Origin of the sequence: Streptomyces sp. CBMA29 (assembly GCF_014596445.1) — a bacterium.
In the GTDB taxonomy this organism is placed as follows: domain Bacteria; phylum Actinomycetota; class Actinomycetes; order Streptomycetales; family Streptomycetaceae; genus Actinacidiphila.
In genome coordinates this window covers 13453-33020 of sequence record NZ_MECL01000052.1, presented here as the reverse complement: position 1 = coordinate 33020, position 19568 = coordinate 13453, and the positions used below count along the sequence as shown (strand labels likewise).

Genomic DNA, 19568 nt, shown 5'->3' with positions numbered 1-19568 from the left:
GCATGGTGTGGCCGAGGCTGTCGGCGGTGTCGGGTTCGTCCGAGCCGTCGTCACGGTAACCGAGCAGCGACCTGTGACTGTCGGGCTGGCCGTCGATGGCCTTCGCGTACGGGTCCACCAGCAGCTTCGCCGGATTGCACCGGTGCCCGTGCTCCGGCCGGTACGGGCCGTGCACCCGGTATCCGTAGCGCTGGCCGGGACCGACGCCCGGCAGATACGCGTGCCAGACCGATCCGTCCACCGACGCCAGCGGGGTGCGTTGTTCACGCCCGCGCGCGTCGATGACGGCCAGATCGACTTTCTCCGCCACTTCCGAGAAGAGGGCGAAATTGGTGCCCGAGCCGTCATAGGTCGCGCCCAGGGGATACGGAAGTCCGGACCATTTCTGCATTCGCCGAAGCTAACCGCTCCGCGGCACGACGGCGCCGACGCACGCCGCGTCCGTACGGGTGACACCGCGCCCGCGCCGATGACACCGCGCCCCCGCCTCCGACGCTGAGGCCGTGCCCGTACCGCGGAGCCCGTGCCAACAACGCCGAGTCCGCGCTCACTTCTTCTGTGGCGTGATCACGGTGACGCCGCCGGCCGACCCGTCGCTGAGCGCGGCCAGCGCGCCCGGTGCCGCGTCCAGGCCGATGACCGAGCCGACCAGCAGATCGGGGCGGAGCGTCCCGGCCGCGACCAGCCGCATCATCTCCGGATACGCGTGCGCGGCCATGCCGTGGCTGCCCAGAATCTCCAGTTCGAGGGCGAGCACCCGGTCCATGGGGACGGCGACACCGCCCGACGGCAGCAGACCGACCTGCACATGCCTGCCCCGCCGCCGCAGGCCCGCCACGGAGGCCGCACAGGTGGCGGGGGAGCCGAGCGCGTCGACCGAGACATGCGCTCCGCCGTCGGTCGCCGCGCGGACCGCCTCCGCCGTGTCGACATCGGACCGCGAGGCGTCGACACCCACCGAGGCGCCGAACTTCCGTGCCAGGCCGAGAGCTTGGGCCGAGGTGTCCACCGCCACCACCCGTGCCCCGCAGGCCACCGCGATCATCACCGCCGACAGGCCGACCCCGCCGCAGCCGATCACCGCCACCCACTCGCCCGGCCGCGTACGACCTTGCGCGACCACCGCGCGGTACGCGGTGGCGAAGCGGCAGCCGAGCGACGCGGCGGTCGCGTACGTCATGTCGTCGGGCAGCCCCACCAGGTTGACGTCCGCGTGCGGGACGGCGACGTACTCCGCGAAGGACCCCCAGTAGGTGAAGCCTGGCTGCTCCTGCCGCTCGCACACCTGCTGATCGCCGCGGGCGCAGGCGGCGCAGCTCCCGCAGGCGCAGACGAACGGCACGGTCACCCGGTCGCCGACCCGCCACCGGCTGACTCCGGGACCCGCCTCCTCGATCCGGCCCGCGAATTCATGACCCGGCACATGCGGCAGCGTGATCCCGTCGTCATGCCCGAGCCATCCGTGCCAGTCGCTGCGACACAGCCCGGTCGCCTCGACCCGCACGACCACCCCGTCAGGCGGACATCCCGGATCGGCCACCTCCCGAACCTCCGGCATCCGCCCGAATTCCTCGAACACCACAGCCCGCACGCCCGCCACCGCCTTGCCGTCGCATCAGTCGTCCCGCCCTGCCGTTCCGCCCTACCCTCGCGCACGGCCGGACCTCGCCGCACCCCGCCGCACCCAGCGGGTTCAGGCCGCGCCGGTGACGGTGACCTCGGTGAGGTGGAAGGAGGTGTTGGCGGTGTTGCTGAGGCCGTCGACACGGATGTAGCGCGCCGCGGCGGTCAGGGAGAACGTGTCACCGGTGTCCGTGGCGACCGCGGCGGTGTTCTTGCCGCCGAGGGCGAACCAGTGGACGCCGTCCACGCTGCCGGCCAACGTATAGGTGTAGGCGCGCTTGCCGTCCACGTAGTTGCGGACGTTGACCGACGACAGGTCGTGGGCAGCGCCGAGGTCGACCTGCCACCAGGTGTCGCCGCCGGCCATCGCGCTCGCCCAGTACGTGGTGTTGGTGCGGTCGCCGTCGACCGCCGCGGAGGGCGGGCTGCCCGCCTCGTAGGACAGTGCGGTTGTCGGCCTGCCGAGGCTCAGCACGGTGTCGCCCGAGGTGTCCCGCGCGGTGAAAGGTGCCAGCGTCAGCCCGTGGAAGCGCGCGGCGCCCTGGCGGTGGGTGGACGCGTCGACCGCGGTGAAGAGCAGACCGGCGTCCTCGGCGGGCGCGGCGCCGGGCAGCGGCGCCGATCCCACCCGGGTCCAGTCGGTGCCGTCCTGGCTGCACCAGCCGGTGAAGGTGTCGCCGTCACGGCTGATCCGCAGGTGGACGGGGCCGGTGAATCCGCCGCTCGACGCGGAGTGCTCAAGGGTTCCGTTGCCGTCGGCGTCCCACATGAACACGCAGCCGTGCTCCGGCGTGACGGCCAGATCGGCGTAGCCGGCGCTTCCCGGCCGCGCGAGGTCCGAGCGCACGACGAGTCCGGCCCGCGCCCAGGGGCCGCTGTTCTCCTGCTCCAGCACCTCCGTGCCGACGGCCTGCCCGGAGGTCAGCCACCGCGGGCGGTAGATGGTGCCGTACTGGTCGGTGGACGCGCCGACGTCCGCGCCGCCGCCGGCCATGCCGAACACGTCGCCGTGCTGGGCGAAGGCGATCGACGCCGAGGACGCCGAAGACGCCGTGCGATACGGCTCCGCCACCGGTCCGGACACCAGCACGTCGGTCGTGTCGGTCGCGGTCGCCGACACCGCGTCGTCGGCTGCGCCCGACGACCAGCGCACAGTCGCCGTCAGACGCGCCAGGTCAGCGGGCGTGGCGTCGCTCGGCATCGTCACGTCCCAGGCGGCGGTGGCCGTCCCTCCCGCGGGCACCGACGGCGTGGACCCGCCGACCGGGCGGACGGTGTAGCCGCCCGGCGCGGTCAGCGCGAAGCTCGCGGGGCCCGTGGGCCACAGGGCGTTGTCATCGGTGAAGGCCGCGGTCAGCCGTACGGTCGCACCGGGCGGCCCGGCCTTCGGGTCCGCGGCCAGGGCCACGTGCCCCGCCGGATACGCGGCGACCTTCCGCGCCTGCTGATAGGCGTCGTCGGTGGGCGTGCTCCGATAGCGCGCCACTTTGTGGACCCACGTCGAGGCGACCGCGCGCCAGTCGATGGCCCGCGGCGGACCGCCGGTGCTGAGCGCCGTGCGGAGCGAGTCGAAGAACGTCCGCCAGCGCGCCCCGTAGTAGTCCCCGACCAGGCCGTTCCACTCGCGCCCCGCGTAGTCCTGGATCGGATGGGTCTCCGTCCAGTCGCTGACCAGCGTGCGCAGGTCGTACTCAAGCCGCTTGGCCTCCGCGGGAGTCGGCGCCTGCGCGGCGGCCTCCTTCTGCCAGACGCCGAACAGCGACGTGCCGTCGGCGCCCAGCAGCGCGTCCAGCAGATTCAGCTTGGTCATCCACTGCCCGCTGAGCGCGTCGAAGGCGGTGGTGTCGTGGGCGGTGTACGCCTGGCGGATCCGCGGCAGCAGCGTCCGGGTGTCGTTGGACAGCACCTGACGGCCGAGGTCCACGAGGTCGTACGTGTACGCGGTGCTGCCGCGCGACCGCTGTCCCACCTGGAGCAGTTCGCCGAACGCCCGCTGGACGTCCTTCGGGTCGTACGGCACCGAACCGGCCGTCGCGGACAGACCGGGCTGGATCGAGAAGATGCTGCTGGTGTGCCTGGTCCCGGTGTCGCCCGGCCAGGAGTACGCCGTACGGCCCAGGGTCTGCCAGGCCGCCACCGCGTGCGGGTCGGCGGCCCCGTAGCGCGCCGTGGCGTACGCGGCCATCCAGGTGTCCATGTCGACCGCCGACGACTCCCACGCCAGATCGGCGAAGAACTCCACGGCGACCGGATTGTTGTCGATCGCCTCCGGCATCAACGCGATACCGCTGAGCGCCGTGCCGGGCTTGGCCAGCCAGGCATGGAATTTCGTGTTCCACAGCGCCATGCTCGCGCCCATGTTCGTGTTGCCGCCGAAGTTCCAGATCGTGCCGAATGCGTACGGGGTACCGAGGTAGTCCTGGTCGCGGTCGGTCGCGCCCGTGGTGTCGGAGTTGCCGTCGAGGACGAGCATGCGGGAGGTGTCGACGGCCTGAAGGGTCGCCGCGCGCGGGTTGCTCTCCCAGCCGAGGATGGCCCAGATGGCTCCGGGGTGGGCCCGGTCGAGGGCGTTCTGTACGGCCCGCGAGGCGTCGCCGATGTTGACGTCGCCCGCCTGGCCGCCCTCGTGCAGCAGGTCCATCTTGTACATCGAGCTGTCGCCGAACAGCTTGCTCTGCTCGCCGTAGAACGCGTCGGCTACCTGGCCGAACAGCGCCGTCGTCGGGTCCAGCCAGTCGGACCGGGGAAAGCCGTTCCAGGTTCCCTGTGCGATCACATGGGCTCCCGCGTTCTTCGCGGCGAAGCCCGGCGGGACGGTGCCGAAGTAGCCGGGCAGCACCGGGGTGAGGCCGAGCTGCCGCAGATAGCCGGTCATCCGGCGGCCGAGCGTCACCCGCTGGTCGAGGAGCTGCGAGCTGATCGGACCGTTCTCGCAGCACATGTTCTGGAGCAGCCACCACGGCTGGTGGCCGGGCTGCGGGATCCAGGCGCGCATCTCGGCGTCGGAGTAGCCGAAGCGCTGGAAGGTCCTGTCGTAGACGGCCTCCTGGCCCTCGTAGACCAGCATCTCGTTGATGCCGTTGAGCGCCAGCACGTCGATCCGCCGCTGCCACTGCTGCCAGGTCAGATACGGGCCCGCGTACCCCTCGTCGGTGTCGTTGAGGGCGAAGCGGTGGGCGACGTTCGCGGACCGGCCGATGGGGGAGGACGGCAGCGGCAGTTGGTCGGGCAGCCGCAGCTGCTCCCCGTTGAGTGAGATGTCGGCGTGGGCGACGACGCGCAGATACTGGCCGAGTCCGGCGAGGAGCGTGCCCGGTGTGGTGCCGCTGATCCGCACCCGACCGCCCGCCGCCTCGATCAGATAGCGGTCCTGGCCCGACCCGGCGGCGATGCCCCGCAGGTCGATCTGGCGCGCGTGATCGGGGCCGAGCAGGCGCGTGACGGCGGCTTCGGCGACCGAGGTGTCGAAGGCGGAGGCCGCGGTGGCTCTCGCGGTCCGGGCCTTCCCGGCCGAAAGCTCCTTGGGCCCGTTCGACCCGGCCGACCCGGCGGACGTGGCGGGTTCTGCCACGACGGCGCCTGCCACGAGGGCCAGGAGCGTTGCCAGGACGGTGAGGACCGCCCTGGCGCGTAAGGATCGGCCGCTGACGGCACGCGGGGCGAAGAGACGTGTGGACACGGATCTCTTTCCTGTCGAGGACCGGAACCGTAGGCAAACCGCTCGCAGAGTGAACTCCCCACCCGACCGTCCGTCAACAGGTACCACTCGCGTCACAGGGAGCCGATCTGACGCGCCGTAGGCGATGCGTGCGGTCGCTCAGCGCTCCTGCCGGGACGGCGTCGGCGCGGTACGGGGGGCGGTCATGTCGAGCAGGAGCATCGCGTCGTGGTCGGGGGTGCCGGGGGCGGCGGTGTAGATGCCCATGCGCTGGCCCGCGGTGCCTTCGAGGGCCATGCCCTGGAAGGCGAGGGTGATCCTGCCGACGTGGGGGTGCTGGAAGGTCTTGGCGGTGACCTTGCGGCCGGTGACGTCGTAGCGCTCCCACAGGCTCGCGAAGTCCGGGCTTTTGAGCAGCAGTTCGCCGACGAGCTGGGTGAGGTCGGGGGCGTCGGGGTCGGTACCGGCCAGGGCGCGCAGCCGGGCGACACAGCCGCGGATCTGGTTCGCCCAGTCGGGGAAGACCTCGCGGGCGGCCGGGTGGAGGAAGAGATAACGGGCGAGGTTGCGCTGCGTGGCGGGCCAGTCGTCGATGCCCGCGTACAGCGCGAGGCCGCCGGGATTGTGGGCGAGGACATCCATGCTGCGGCTGGCCACGTAGGCGGGGCTCGGCCGCAGCGCCTCCAGCACCAGCCTCAGATGCGGGCGCACCGCGCGGCTCGGCGCGGGGGCGGCCTGGGGCGCGTAGCGGGCGGCGCGCACGGCGAGGTCGCGCAGGTGCTGGTGCTCGGCGTCGTCGAGCCGCAGCGCGCGGGCCAGCGCGTCGATGACGGCGGGGCTCGGGCGGGTCTCCTTCCCGCGCTCCAGACGGGTGTAGTAGTCGATGCTGACCCCGGCGAGCGTGGCCAGTTCCTCGCGGCGCAGGCCGGGCGTGCGGCGGACGCCCGGCCCGGGGGTGAGGCCGGCGGACCGGGGGCTGGTCTGGGTGCGACGGGCGCGCAGGAAGCGCCCCAGTTCTTCGCCGCTGTGCTGGTCAGGAGCCATGTCGCCAGTCTCTCTCCCTCACCGCCGTGACACGCGCTTCGAGGGGAGCCCTGTCGCACCCCCGCTGGCCGGCCCCGGCAGACCCCGGCCGGCCCCGACCAACCCCGGTCTTCCCGGCGCGGGCGAGGCGGGGCCACAGTGGCGCGCGCCGGCGCCCTCGCCGCGCACGAGCGGCGCCTCCGGCTCAGTAACCGGAGGCCGAGCCGTAGTACGTCGGCTCGCGCAGCGTGTAGTGCTCCTCCAGCGCCGTGACCTCCTTGTCGGTGAGGTGGACGTCCAGTGCGGCGACCGCGTCGGTGAGGTGGTGGGGCTTGGTGGCGCCGACGATCGGCGAGGTCACCACCGGGTTGTGCAGCACCCAGGCCATCGCGACCCGCGCCATCGAGATGCCGCGGGACTCGGCGATGGTCTGTACGGCGTCGACCGTGCCCTTGTCGCTGTCGAGGAACAGCGGCCTGCCCGAGGAGTCGGCGGTCGGGTTCTGCCCGCCGCGGGTCGTGCTCCGGTCGCCCCACGGCCGGGTGACCAGACCTCCGGCGAGCGGCGACCAGGGCAGGCAGCCCACGCCCTGGTCGGCCAGCAGCGGGAACATCTCACGCTCTTCCTCACGCGCGATCAGGCTGTACTGGTCCTGCATGGACACGAACGGCGTCCACCCGTGCGCCCGCGCCGTGTACTGCATCTTCGAGAACTGCCACGCCCACATCGAGGACGCGCCGAGGTAGCGGACCTTGCCCGCCTTCACCACGTCGTGCAGGGCCTCCATCGTCTCCTCGACGGGAGTTCCCGGGTCGAAGCGGTGGATCTGGTAGAGGTCGATCCAGTCGGTGCCCAGCCGTCGCAGCGAGGCGTCTACCTGCTCGAACACCGCGCGCCGCGACAGGCCCCGGCCGCCGGGGCCGGTGCTCATCTGGCCGAACATCTTGGTCGCGATGACGACCTGGTCGCGGCTGGTGTACTTCCGCACCGCCTCGCCGGTGATCTCCTCCGAGGTGCCCGCGCCGTACGTGTTCGCGGTGTCCCAGAAGGTGATGCCGGTCTCGACGGCCTGCCGGAAGAGCGGTTCGGCCTCGGGGCCGTCCAACGCCCAGCCGCGGCCGGTGCCCGACCGCCCGAAGCTCATGCACCCCAGGGTGATACGGCTGATCTTGAGTCCTGAGCTTCCCAGGTTCGTGTATTCCATGGGTCCATGGAATACCCGGACCAGGCGAAGAGGGAGGCCGTGACACGGCCTCCCTCTCGTATGGGTCCCACAGGGCTCCGGCGAAATCCCGGCGTCTCCGAGCTACGCGGAGTGGCCGCGAGACGACGGGCGGCTACGGGATGACGAGCGATTTGAGGGCGGTGCGCTCGTCCATGGCCCGGTACCCCTCGGGCACGTCCTCCAGGGACACGGTCTGGTCGAAGACCCGGCCGGGGTCGACCGTGCCGTCCAGCACCCCGGGCAGCAGCTCCTCGATATAGGCGCGCACGGGAGCCGGGCCGCCGGTCAGGGTGACATTGGGGCCGAAGAGGCTGCCGAAACCGACCGGTGCGTTCGCGTACTGCGGGACGCCGACCCGGCTGATCACTCCGCCGGGGCGGACGACACCGACGGCCGTCTCGTACGCGGGCAGGTGGCCGACGGCTTCCAGGACGGCGCGGGTGCCGTGGCCGCCGGTCAGCTCGCGGACCTTGGCGATCCCCTCCTCGCCGCGCTCGGCGACGACGTCGGTGGCGCCGAAATCGCGGCCCAGGTCGGTGCGGACCTTGTGGCGGCCCATGAGGATGACGCGCTCGGCGCCGAGTTGCCTGGCGGACAGCACCGCGAGCAGGCCCACGGCCCCGTCACCGATGACGGTGACGCTGTCGCCGGGTCGCACCCGCGCCTGCTTGGCGGCGTGATGGCCGGTGCCGTACACGTCGGCCAGCGTCAGCAGCGACGGCAGCAGCGCGGTGTCGACTCCGGCGGGGAGCTTCACCAGGGTGCCCTGGGCCTGCGGGACGCGGACCGCCTCGGCCTGGGCGCCGCCGACGCCGCCCGCCGCGAAGAAGCCGCCGTGCGGGCACGAGGTGTGCAGGCCCGCGCGGCAGAATTCGCAGGTGTTGTCGGCGAAGGCGAACGGGGAGACCACCAGGTCGCCCACGCTCAGTCCGGAGACCTCGGCGCCCAGGTCCTCGACGACACCCAGGAACTCGTGCCCCATGGGGACCGGGCCGTCCGTGGCGGACAGGCTGTGGAAGGGGTGCAGGTCGCTGCCGCACACACAGGAACGTACGACGCGTACGACCGCGTCGGTGGGCTGCTCGATCGTCGGGTCCGGCGCGTCCTGCACGCGCACGTCTCCGGCCTTGTACATGAACGTTGCCCGCATGGGGGTACGTCTCGCTCTCTGCCTGGAAGGGTGCATTGGCAGACCTGCTGATCAGGTCTCTTTCAGCGTCGCACCCACGCGCGGACGGGCCCAGGGAGAGATCTCTCCCCCCCGGTCGGGGGAGGGCGTCATGGCCGGGGCGCGGGGGAGTACGGGAGAGAGAACTCATGGCGCCCCGAGCCCACGGCGAAGGGCGCCCGGCCGTCGGGGAGGCGCACCTCGGCGCGGGTGTTCGGCGGGATCACGGCCGTGACGGTGAGGGCGCCGCGCTCGGCCCGCCAGCCGGCCTCCGCCCTGCCGTACGGCGTGTCGTGCGCGGCGCGGGCCCAGGTGAGACCGGCGCCGGGCACGGGCGCGACGCGGATGTGCCGCCAGCCGGGGGCGGCGGCGTCGAGCCCGGCGACCGTGCGGTGCAGCCAGTCGGCGACGGCCCCGAGCGCGTAGTGGTTGAACGACGTCATCTCGCCCGGATTGACGGAGCCGTCCGGCAGCATGGAGTCCCAGCGCTCCCACACCGTCGTGGCGCCCATGGTGACCGGGTACAGCCAGGACGGGCAGTCGCGCTCCAGCAGCATGCGGTAGGCGAGTTCGGGTTCGCCCGCGTCGCACAGCGCGTCGCAGATCAGCGGTGTGCCCGCGAATCCGGTGGCGATGCGGAAGCGCGCCGCCCGGACGATCTCGGCCAACCGCCGTCCGGCGCCGAGCCGTTGGCGCTCGGTCGGCAGCAGCGCGAAGCGGATCGCCAGCGCGTACGCCGTCTGGGTGTCGCAGGACAGCCGTCCGCCGGGCGTGACGAACTCCTCGGCGAACGCCGCCCGCGTGCGCGCCGCCAGCCTCCGGTACCCGCTCGCGTCCTGCTCCTCGCCCAGGATGTCGGCGATCCGCGCGAGCACGTCGGCCGACCGTACGAGGTAGGCGTTGGCGACCAGGTCCCCGTCGGTCCTGGCCGCGCCGGGGTCCTGCGCGGGCGCGGCCGGGTCGAGCCAGTCGCCGAGCTGGAAATCCTGCCGCCACAGACCGCCGCCCCGCTCGGCCAGGGCGGCGGTCGCGCCGACCCAGGCCGTCATGCTCGGATACTGCGCCCGCAGCAACTCCGCGTCGCCGAACCGCCGGTACAGCGTCCACGGCAGCAGCACCGCCACATCGCCCCACAGCGCGTACGTCCGGTCGGACGGGAAGTCCGCGGGCAGCGCTTCGGGCACCACGAGCGGCGGTACGCGGCCGGGGCGGGCGAACTGCTCCGCGGCGAGGTCGCGCAGCCAGCCGGTGAGCATCCCGGAGCAGTCGTACAGGAAGCTCGCGGTGGGGCCAAAAACCTGGATGTCGCCGGTCCAGCCGAGCCGTTCGTCGCGCTGCGGACAGTCTGTGGGCACATCGAGGAAGTTGCCGCGCATGCCCCGCACCACATTGTCGTGCAGCCGCGTGACCAGCGGATCGGAGCAGGAGAACCAGCCGGTGCGCCGCATGTCCGTGTGCAGCACCACCGCTCCGACATCGGCCGGGTCCAACACCCCCGGCCAGCCCTCGACTTCGGCGTAGCGGAAACCGTGGAAGGTGAACCGCGGCTCGTACCTCTCGGCGCCGCCGCCGCGCAGCGTGTACGTGTCGGTGGCCGCCGCGTGCCGCAGCGGACGGTACGCGGGCTCGCCGTCCTCCAGCACCTCCGCGTGCCGCAGCGTCACGGTGTGCCCGGCCGGACCCGACACGCGGACGCGCAGCCGCCCGACGATGTTGCGGCCGAAGTCCAGCACGGTGCGGCCCGCCGGGGTACGCAGCACCTCCACCGGCGCGACGGTCTCCGTACGGCGGACGGGCGGCCCCGTGGGGGCGACCAACTCAGCCTCGGGAAGCGGGAGTTCGCGCACCGATTGCCAGGCCGCCGCGTCGTGCCCCGGCAGCGACCACCCCGCGCGCTCGCGCCGCGCGTCGTACGCCTCGCCGTCGTACAGCTCCGAGCGCCGCAACGGCCCTTCGGCCGTGCGCCATTGGCCGTCCGTGCCGACGACCGTCGTACTGCCGTCGAGGTGGCGTATCTCCAACTGGGCGAGCAGCGCCCGCTCGGCGCCGTAGCGGTTGCGCGAGCCCCCGCCGAAGCCGAGCCGCCCGGTGTGCCAGCCCTCGCCGAGCAGCGCGCCGACCGTGTTGCGCCCGGGGCGCAGCGCGGCGGTGACGTCGTACGTCTGGTAGCGCAACCGGTGGTGGTACGACGTCCAGCCGGGGGCCAGGACGTGGTCGCCGACCGGTTCGCCGTTCAGCTCCACCTCGTAGACGCCGTGCGCCGTGGCGTACAGCCGGGCGCAGACGGCGGGGGAGTGGAGGGTGAAGTCGCGTCGCAGGAGCGCCACCGGGAGCGGCCCCGCGGGGCAGCCGTCGTCGGGCGTGACGGGACGGGCGGTCCAGTCGGCGCGCTCCAGCAGACCGGCCTCCACGAGTGTGAGCGGTGACCAGGCCGACGGCGTCTCGTCACGCCCGACGACGGCGGCCCACACCCTGACCCGTACGCCGACCCGTTGCCGTGAACGCAGCGCCGCTCCGGGCCACGGGACGAGTACGGAGTCCGAGCCCGGGATCCGGCCGGTGCGGTGCACTGTGCGGCGGGCACCGGACGCGGGCGGGGCGGCGACACCCGCGCAGCGGGCGCCGGGCTCGACGACCTCGATCTCGTATCCGCTCTGCGTCCAGTCCGGCCGCTCGGTGACCGTCCGCCAGCTCAGCCGCGGGCGGCTCTCGCCGATCCCGAACGGCTCACGATGGTGTTCGACGGTCGGTGCCTCGACCTCCGCCGTGCCCGCGGCCCGAGGCGGGCCCGCCGCGGCCGTCATGCCAGCGCCCCGGCCGCGCTGTCGCGCTTGCTCAACGCCGGGGCGGGGGAGGGCGGATGACCGGGGCGCGGGGACACCGAGGATGGGTGCGGGCGGCGGGGAATCGGGTCCTCCTCGGCTGGCTCTGGTGCGCGAGCCCGCCCGTCGGGGCGGCTCGCAGCGGTGCGCGCTCCATGATGCCGGGAACGCCTGCCCGCGGGCGGTACGGAACGGGAAGCGGCGGCGGCCGGGTCCGGCAGGGGCGCTCGCTCCCGGCCGGCGCCGTCGTGCCGCGCTCGGGAATTCGCACGCCGGACGCGGTCAGGGGACACCGACCAGGAAAACGTGCGCGAGCCGCAGTGCGGAACGTAGTCTCGAACACGTGAGTCGGCTGACGGGTGTTGAGCAAGAAGAGTGCGTGCGGTGCGCGGAGCTGGAGGCCCGGTTCAGGGATCCGTCGACCGTCAACCCCGGCGCGTATCTTTACGGTTGGGCCACTCACCAGCTCGACGACCACGACGCCGAGCCGGTACCCCTGCCCGACTGCCCCGAATGCGGCAAGTACGCGGCGGGACCCGGCACCGTCCACGCGCGGGTCTGGCAGCGCTGGGCGCGGACGCACTACATGCAGTGCGCGCTCGCCCCGTACTGGAAGCCGTAGCGGGAGCCGGGCGGAAACCGTTCGCACCGTCTCTGAGCTGGGAAAACAGTGCGCTGGAAGCGGGATGCGGCGGGCTCAGGGACGGTCTCGAATGGCGCAATATGAACATATCGGATGTCATGGTACTAAGCGTGTGTCTCTCGTGACGCACAGCGACCGCCGGGGAAGTCTCACCCCTGGTAGTTCGGCAAAGGAATACGCACCATGTCATCTGATCCCAGCTCATCCCCCGACGAGCGATCCCCCATAGCCACGCGCGACGAGCCCAGGCACACCCTGCTCCGCGCCGCGGCGACCACCCGCCCGCTGGCCGAAGTGGCCAGTCTGGTCAACCTCCTCAAGCAGAACGGCGAGTCGCCGAGCCCGGCCGACGAGGCGCTGCGGCTGGCCGCCGTGTCCCGACCGGTCGACGAGGTGCGGCAGTTGGTCGTCCTGCTCAACGAACCGCCACACGCGGACGGCGAGGCCGGTACGACCCTGCGCGCGGCGGCGATGGGCCGTCCCATCGAGGACGTCGCCCAACTGGTCACCATCTTCGGCCCGGAGAGCGACGGCTCGCCGATCCGCGGCCCGGAGCCGGCCGGCCCCGACACGTCAGGGCACGCCTGGCCGGAGCAGCGCCCCGAGGGGGAGGGGCAGCGGGCCGACGAGCCGCCCGCCACGGGCGGAGGTGTGGGCCGCCTCGCCGGGCGCCGCCCCGGCTCGGGCCCCGCGCGGACCCGCCGGGCGGCGCCCGCCCTGGCCTCCGTCCTGCGCTGGCCCGCCGCCGTCGCGCTCCTCGCGGTCGCCGCGATCCACCTGCCCACCGACATCGCGGGCCTGCGCGCCGGCGATCTCGCGGCCGGTGTGTCCCTGGCCGTCACCGTCCTCTGCCTGGTCCTGGCGGTCATGCTGACCGTGCAGGACACGGTCTGGACGTGGGCGGCCAGCGCGACCGCGGCCGTGGGCACGGTGGTGCTGCACTCGCTCGCCGCCGGCTTCGGGCCCGTGCACCTGCTCAGGGACAGCCTGGGCCGGTCCTTCGCCGGGTCCACCACAACGGTGCTTGCCTGCGCCGCGGTGGCGGCGGCCCTGGCGGGCTCCGTTCTGCTCCGCAGGCACAAGCCCGCCGTCGCCGCGACCGACGCCTGACGGCCCGCAGGCGGTGCCCGACGGCTGACGCCCGCCCGGCGCCGCCACGAATGGCGGCGGTCATTCGCCCGTCGGCGTGCGTGCCGCCGCCACGTGTGCCAAGGTAGGAGAGGTCCCGCAGCCACCCCCCCCGGCTGCGGGACCTTCGCTTGTCCGTTCCGAAGGCCCCGCGACGCGACGTCATGGCGCTGGGACGCGCCCCGCGCGGACGCGCTTCCTCCACATACCCGTACGAACCGACGCACCCCTGCCCCGGCCCCCGCGCCGGGGCATCGTGCTGCCGCCGCCGCCCCGGCGACCGCCCGGTCCGTGCCAGAGCCCCCGGCACACGCCCCGTCCTCCCCGTCCTCCCGCGCCGCCTGGACGATTCGGGCGTTGCCGGGGCACGACAGGGCGTACGGTCACTGGTGCGCCGAGCGGGGCGGCGGAGACAATCTGCTGACCAGGCGATCGGCGCACGCAGCGCACGATGGGCCACACCAACGCGCACCGCCGGACGCACGACCGGGCGCACCGCGAGGAGCAGCCGTGATATCCGAGCCGGAACTGACGGGCGGACTCGACGAGCCCGCGCCCGCGGACATGGTCTCCGACGGGGACCCCGCCCCTCGACCGGCCGCCTTCGGTCCGGGCGGCAGGCGCCTGTGGGCGGTCGGCCTCGGCGGCGCTCTCGTCGCGTCCGCCGCATGGGCGGGCGGCCTGTACGCGTACGGCCCGCGGCACAGCGGCGCACCGGACATGCACGGCTACGTCCTGCACGGCAGCCCGTGCGCGGGACTCACCCTCAAGCCGCTCACCGACGCGCTCAAGGCCACCGACACCCAGACCGTCTCACCCGCGGTGGTCCACCTCGGCCCCGCGCTCGACCAGATCCGCTGCACGATCGAGACCACGTCACCGATCCCGCTGCGCGGCGGCACGGCGCGTTACGAGGTGGTCGTCGGCATCGACCTGCACAAGGCGACCGACCCGGCCGCCGAATTCGAGGACCAGCGCAATCTCGACACCGCGGACCTCATCCCCGTCACGACCACCGAATCCGTCCCCGACCTCGGCGACAAGGCGTACTTCCTCACCATCAACGCGGGGTCGCAGCAGCTCAAGGTCCTCGACGGCGGCGCGGTGTTCACCATCACCCTCAACGGCTACAACTACCTCGCCACCAGCGTGGACGGGCAGCAGGGCGACAGCACCTCCGAGACCGATCTGCGGGCGTACCAGCCCGCGCTGATCGCCACGCTGCGCAATGTGATGAAGGGACAGAAGTAGCGGGCGCTGCGGTGGTGACCTCCCGGACGGAAGCGACAGTCGGGGCGGAAGCGGCGGTCACGCCGACGCTGGCCCTCGCCCCTATCGGGTGTCCTTGAGAGCCCCGCCGCGGGAGTACCCGCCGGGGCGCGGTCGCGTTGGGTAGTTTTGAGGCACGTCCTTCACAGCGGTCCAGGCCGGACCGCCTCCGGGCCGGCGACCGCCGTCCGGCGGCCCGGCCGCGCCGCCCACGATGCGGAGCAGCGCGATGACCACACCACGAGACCTGATCGTCGTCGCCATGGACGTGCCGCCCGACCTCCTCGTGGACCGCGGCGACCTCTCCCTCGCCCTGGCCGGGGCCGAGCTGATCGACCTCATCGCGGTGAGGGCGCTGACGCTGCGCGGTGACCGCGTGGTGCCCGTACCCCGGGCGGAGGGCGGGCCGCGCACCGCGGACCGGCTGCTGGAGGAGGCGCTGACGGCGTACGAGACGGCGACGCGTACCGCGGAGGGTGCGGACCGTGACCCGGGCCGGACGGCGGAGAAGGCGCCGGGGAAAGCGGCGGGCGCGGCGGCGGACAGGCCGGCGGGCACGGCGTCGGAACCGGCCACGGACAACGGCACGCAGGACGATCCGGGGGAGCGTGTCGAGGACTGGCTGTGGCGCCGAGGCCGGGACCTGCCGACCGCGTACATCGCCGCGCTCGAAGAGGACGGCACGCTGGTCCCCGAGCGGCACCGGCGCTGGGGCCTGCTCCCCACCAGCCGTCGTGTCCTCGCCGACACGCCGGGTCGGCGCCGGGCGGCCCAGCACTGGGCGTCGGACGCGCCGGTCCTCAGGGCGCTCGCCACCCTCATCGGGGTCAGGGGCGACGAGCCGCCGGACGAGGTCCCCACGGGCAGCCCGTCGCGGGTGGTGCTGCGCGCACTCCGGCACGCCGTCGAGGAGTTGGCAGAGGAACGCCGTCTGCGCACCACCCGACTCGATCGCGCCAACGCCACCTACCGCAGCCGCGGTTACTGACGGTCTGACGGTCGGTCACCCGTTTCCGATCCATCACGATTTGGGGGAGTGGACGGACTGTCACGGGGTAAGCAACCCTTGCCCCATGACACGGGGTGAGCAATTCTCCACGAGAGGCTGTGAAGATGTCGGCCCACCCTGCCGCGCTGCGTGAACTGGTCGAGCGGTACGAGCACTTGAATGCCCAGAGCCCCGAGGTCCGCTCCGAGCCGCGGATTCGCGACCTCCTGCGTGACACCGCCTACACACTGTGCGTGGCGACCGGCACCGGCGAGATCGGCGCCGCGCTGGCCGCCGCCCGCGCCCTGCTCGCCGAAGCCGGGGACGCCGAGTCACTGGACGACGAGGCCCCAGACGCGACCACCGCCCTCGAAGCGGCGGCTTAGGGCCCCTTCCGTCACCTCACGTCACTTCCTGGACCTCACGTCACCTCCCGCGCCCGCGGGCGGCAGTACGCGGACCGGCGCATATCAGCACCAAGCCCGTTGTGAACCGGCCCGACGGGGCACACTCACCGCATGGCTGATCTTGACGACGACCCGGTGATGGTCTGCGCCGAATGCGGGCGCACCAGCGACTGGAACCCCACGGCCTTCTGCTCGTGGGCGTGCTTCGACACCGAGCCGCGGCCGGGCGCACCCGAGGCGATGGCGTACTTCACCGGCACGGCCCCCGAGGACCCGGCCGACAGGTTGGAGTGAAGGGCCCCGGCGGCCTGCCCTGACGTCCATCTCCGCCCCCCGCTTCCCGGGCGTGCCGCTCGCCGTCCGTCCGCCCCGCCGTGCCGTCCTGCCCTCACGCGATACGAGCCCGGCCCGCCCCCGACGTGACGCTCTCGGTCCCCCCGACGAGACGGCCGCGCCCGCCCCCGTGTCCGATCCCTTGACGCGCGGGAGAGCGCTCTCATATGTTCCCCACGCACTGTCCGAATGAAACGATTCACTCGTGTCTGCCGTTGAGCCACCCCCCACCTCGCACGGAGGCCGGAGCCATGTCCTTCCCCCACCCGCCGGGGCGACGAGCGCCCTTATCCGCGTCCCGCCGATTCAGGGTCGCGCTGTTCCTCGCGACCCTGTGCGCCGCCGTCGGCCTGTCGACCACGCCGCCCGCGTCCGCCGAAGCCCGTACCGCCGATGCCCGCACCGCCGCGGCACCCGCGGCTCCGGCCCCGGCCGCCGCCCCCACCGCGCTCGCCGGCCGGTCGGCGGGCGACGCGTACATCTACGCCCCGCACAGCAGGACGCTCGCCCCGGTCGCGGTCAAGGGCACGTCCGGGTCCGTCACCTCGCCGGGCAATGTGCTGTCGGGCGCCTCGACCCGCATCTCCGGGACGAATTCGTATCTGGTCCTCGACTTCGGCAAGGAGGTCGGCGGGCTGGTGACGCTGAAATTCGCTGGGGCGAGCGGCAGCGGGCAGCGGGTCGGCCTGGCCTTCAGCGAGTCGTCGCTGTACGTCGGCCCGGTCAGTGATCTGAGCAGCGGCACCGTGTACTCCGGTTCCGGCACCGACGGCGCGCTGACCGCGACGGTCGACGGCGCGGGCACGTACACCATGCCGACCGACAAACTGCGCGGCGGCTTCCGTTACGTGACGGTCTTCATGGGGACGTCCGGCTGGGTGGATCTGAACGGCGTCTCGCTGGCGTTCACCGGCGCGGCCGGGATGAGCGACCCCGCCGCGTACACCAACTACTTCTATTCGAGCGACCCGTTGCTGAACAAGATCTGGTACGCCGGGGCCTACACCGTCCAGATGGACACGATCGCGCCCGACACCGGCCGCGCCTATCCGCCGCCCGCCTCCGGGTGGGAGAACAACGCCGTGATCGGCGCGGGGGCGGGCATCCTCAGCGACGGCGCCAAGCGCGACCGCGCCGTCTGGCCAGGCGACCTCGGTGTGTCGACACCCACCGAATACGTCTCGACCCATGACATCGCGTCCACCAAGAACGCCCTCAACAGCCTCTACCAGCACCAGAATTCCTCGACCGGTGAGCTGGAGTACGGCGGACCGGCCGTCAACTTCTACGGCTCCGACACCTATCACACGTGGACGCTCATCGGGTCGGCGTCGTACTACACCTACTCCGCCGACAAGGCGTGGCTGGACTCGGTGTGGAGCCGCTACCGGCTCGGCATGTCCTTCATCACCGCGAAGATCGACGGCAACGGCCTGCTGAACGTCACCGGGACCAACGACTGGGCGCGCGGCGGCCAGGGCGGCGAGAACATCGAGGCCAACGCGCTGCTCTACGCGGCCCTCACCAGCGGCGCGACGCTCGCGTCCGCCGAGGGGGACACGGCGGACGCCACCGCCTGGCGTCAGCGCGCGGCCACCGTGAAGTCCGCAGTCAACCAGCGGCTCTGGAACGGCGCGGTCGGCCTCTACCGCGACAACCCGACCAGCACGCTCTATCCGCAGGACGGCAACTCGCTCGCGGTCTGGTACGGGCTCACCGACAGCGCGGACAAGGACACCGCCATCGCGCACGGTCTCGCGGCCCGGTGGAACGACCACGGCGCGGCCAGCCCCGAGAAGGACGGCGGCGCCATCGGCACCTTCCCCGGATCGATGGAGGTCCAGGCCCACTTCGCGGCCGACGACGACATCAACGCGCTGGCCCTGATCCGCCGCGAGTGGGGCTGGATGCTGAGCAGCCCCACGGGCACGGGCAGTACGTTCTGGGAGGGGTTCCGCGCAGACGGGTCCTTCGACTACGGCGGCACGTACATGAGCCTGGCGCACGGCTGGGGGACCGGACCGACCTCCGCTCTCACCTTCTCTCTGCTGGGCCTGTCCCCGACCGGCACCGCCGCCTACGACTTCGTGCCGCACCCCGGCGACATCGCCCACACCGAGGGCACCATCACCATGCCGCAGGGCACGGTCACCGGCTCCTGGGACCGCGACACCGTCGCGGGCACCCTCACCGAGTCGCTGACGAGCCCGGCGGGGACCACCGGCCGGATCGGCGTACCCACCAACGGCTCCGCCGACGCCACCGTCACCGTCAACGGCGCCACCGTGTGGAGCGGCGGCGCCTTCCACGCGGGTGCGGGCATCAACAGCGGTTCGAGCGACGGCCGTTACGTCTACCTCACCGGCGTCCCCGCCGGAACGTACTCGGTGTCCGCCACCGGCCTCGGCGCCCCCGTACCCTTCGCCACCTCGGTCGCGGGCACGACGCTGCCGACCGGCTACACCCTGTGCGCCGTCGAGGGCGGCACCTGCACCCCCTCCGGCAGTCAGGTCATGGCCTACGGCGCGGGTGCGTACGCCTACCGGTCCGTCAGCGGCGCGACGCTCTGCGCGGCCTCCGCCTTCGGCGGCGCCGACCCGGCCTACGGCGTACTGAAGTCCTGCTATCTCGCCCCGTCCGGCGGTCCCGCGGGCTACACCTCGTGCGCGGCGGAGAAGGGAACCTGCACGGTCGGCGGCACCCGGGAGGTCGCCTACGGCGCGAACGGCGCCTTCCGCTTCCAGGTCGTCACCGGCAGCGTCGCCTGCACCAACGACGCCTTCGGCACCGACCCGTTGTACAACACGGCGAAGAGCTGCTGGGCCGCCCCGAACGGGCCGCCCTCAGGCAACTGGACGCAGTGCGCCGCCGAGAAGTCCGTCTGCGCGGCCACCGGATCGCAACCCGTCGCGTACGGCGCCGCGGGCGCGTTCTGGACCGGCCGCTCCAACGGCGCGACGACCTGCGGCAACGACACGATGGGGGTCGACCCGGTCTTCGGCGTGGCCAAGAGCTGCTACACCTACGCGGGCGCCCCGCCCGGCTATCCGGCGATCTGCTCGGCGGAGAACGGCAGTTGCGCGTTCACCGGCCGCAGGACCGTGGCCTACGGGGCGGCGGGCGACTACCTCTACGCGACGTTCACCACGGGCACGCCCTGCACCACCGCGGCCTTCGGCGGCGCTGACCCGATCCCGAACGTCGCCAAATCCTGCTACCTCACCTCGTAGCGCGAACCCAAGCGGCGGACCGCGCAGGGGAGTTGCGAAACCACGCAAGTG

Annotated in this window: 13 protein-coding genes and 1 pseudogene; 7 read left to right on the top strand and 7 right to left on the bottom strand. The window is 72.8% G+C overall.

Features of this window, described 5'->3' with window-relative positions; genetic code table 11:
- The 7 genes and pseudogenes from BGM09_RS07660 to BGM09_RS07630 form a co-directional block, all read right to left on the bottom strand.
- A pseudogene (locus BGM09_RS07660) lies at positions 1-391 on the bottom strand (glycogen debranching enzyme); the annotation flags it as partial.
- Positions 392-547: 156 nt separating this feature from the next.
- On the bottom strand, positions 548-1591 hold the full coding sequence (locus BGM09_RS07655) for a zinc-dependent alcohol dehydrogenase family protein (RefSeq protein ID WP_188280685.1): 1044 nt from the start codon (positions 1589-1591) through the stop codon (positions 548-550).
- Positions 1592-1693: 102 nt separating this feature from the next.
- A complete protein-coding gene (locus tag BGM09_RS07650) occupies positions 1694-5302 on the bottom strand; it encodes an alpha-N-acetylglucosaminidase TIM-barrel domain-containing protein (protein ID WP_188280684.1) in 3609 nt (1202 codons plus the stop codon).
- A gap of 138 nt (positions 5303-5440) precedes the next feature.
- Entirely contained in the window at positions 5441-6325 is an 885-nt protein-coding gene (locus BGM09_RS07645) for a helix-turn-helix transcriptional regulator (RefSeq protein WP_188280683.1), read from the bottom strand.
- 184 nt (positions 6326-6509) lie between these two features.
- Positions 6510-7508, bottom strand: coding sequence for an aldo/keto reductase (locus BGM09_RS07640; protein WP_188280682.1), 999 nt, complete (start codon positions 7506-7508; stop codon positions 6510-6512).
- A 133-nt stretch (positions 7509-7641) separates the two neighbouring features.
- Positions 7642-8679, bottom strand: a complete 1038-nt coding sequence (locus BGM09_RS07635) for an alcohol dehydrogenase catalytic domain-containing protein (RefSeq protein WP_188280681.1) — start codon at positions 8677-8679, stop codon at positions 7642-7644.
- Positions 8680-8807: 128 nt separating this feature from the next.
- A complete protein-coding gene (locus BGM09_RS07630; protein ID WP_188280680.1) occupies positions 8808-11501 on the bottom strand; it encodes a glycoside hydrolase family 78 protein in 2694 nt (897 codons plus the stop codon).
- A gap of 397 nt (positions 11502-11898) precedes the next feature.
- Between BGM09_RS07630 and BGM09_RS07625 the strand changes: the two genes are divergently transcribed.
- From BGM09_RS07625 to BGM09_RS07595, 7 genes are all read left to right on the top strand, one after another.
- Positions 11899-12141, top strand: a complete 243-nt coding sequence (locus BGM09_RS07625) for a hypothetical protein (protein WP_188280679.1) — start codon at positions 11899-11901, stop codon at positions 12139-12141.
- A gap of 204 nt (positions 12142-12345) precedes the next feature.
- Positions 12346-13272 (top strand): hypothetical protein, encoded by a 927-nt coding sequence (locus BGM09_RS07620; protein ID WP_188280678.1) that lies wholly within the window; start codon positions 12346-12348, stop codon positions 13270-13272.
- A 528-nt stretch (positions 13273-13800) separates the two neighbouring features.
- Positions 13801-14541: a hypothetical protein gene (locus BGM09_RS07615; RefSeq protein ID WP_188280677.1), complete on the top strand. Its 741-nt coding sequence runs from the start codon at positions 13801-13803 to the stop codon at positions 14539-14541.
- A 247-nt stretch (positions 14542-14788) separates the two neighbouring features.
- On the top strand, positions 14789-15547 hold the full coding sequence (locus BGM09_RS07610) for a GPP34 family phosphoprotein (protein ID WP_188280676.1): 759 nt from the start codon (positions 14789-14791) through the stop codon (positions 15545-15547).
- Positions 15548-15672: 125 nt separating this feature from the next.
- Positions 15673-15933, top strand: coding sequence for a DUF5133 domain-containing protein (locus BGM09_RS07605; protein WP_188280675.1), 261 nt, complete (start codon positions 15673-15675; stop codon positions 15931-15933).
- Positions 15934-16065: 132 nt separating this feature from the next.
- A complete protein-coding gene (locus BGM09_RS07600) occupies positions 16066-16248 on the top strand; it encodes a hypothetical protein (protein WP_188280674.1) in 183 nt (60 codons plus the stop codon).
- A gap of 290 nt (positions 16249-16538) precedes the next feature.
- A complete protein-coding gene (locus BGM09_RS07595; RefSeq protein WP_188280673.1) occupies positions 16539-19517 on the top strand; it encodes an MGH1-like glycoside hydrolase domain-containing protein in 2979 nt (992 codons plus the stop codon).
- Positions 19518-19568: the final 51 nt, after the last annotated feature.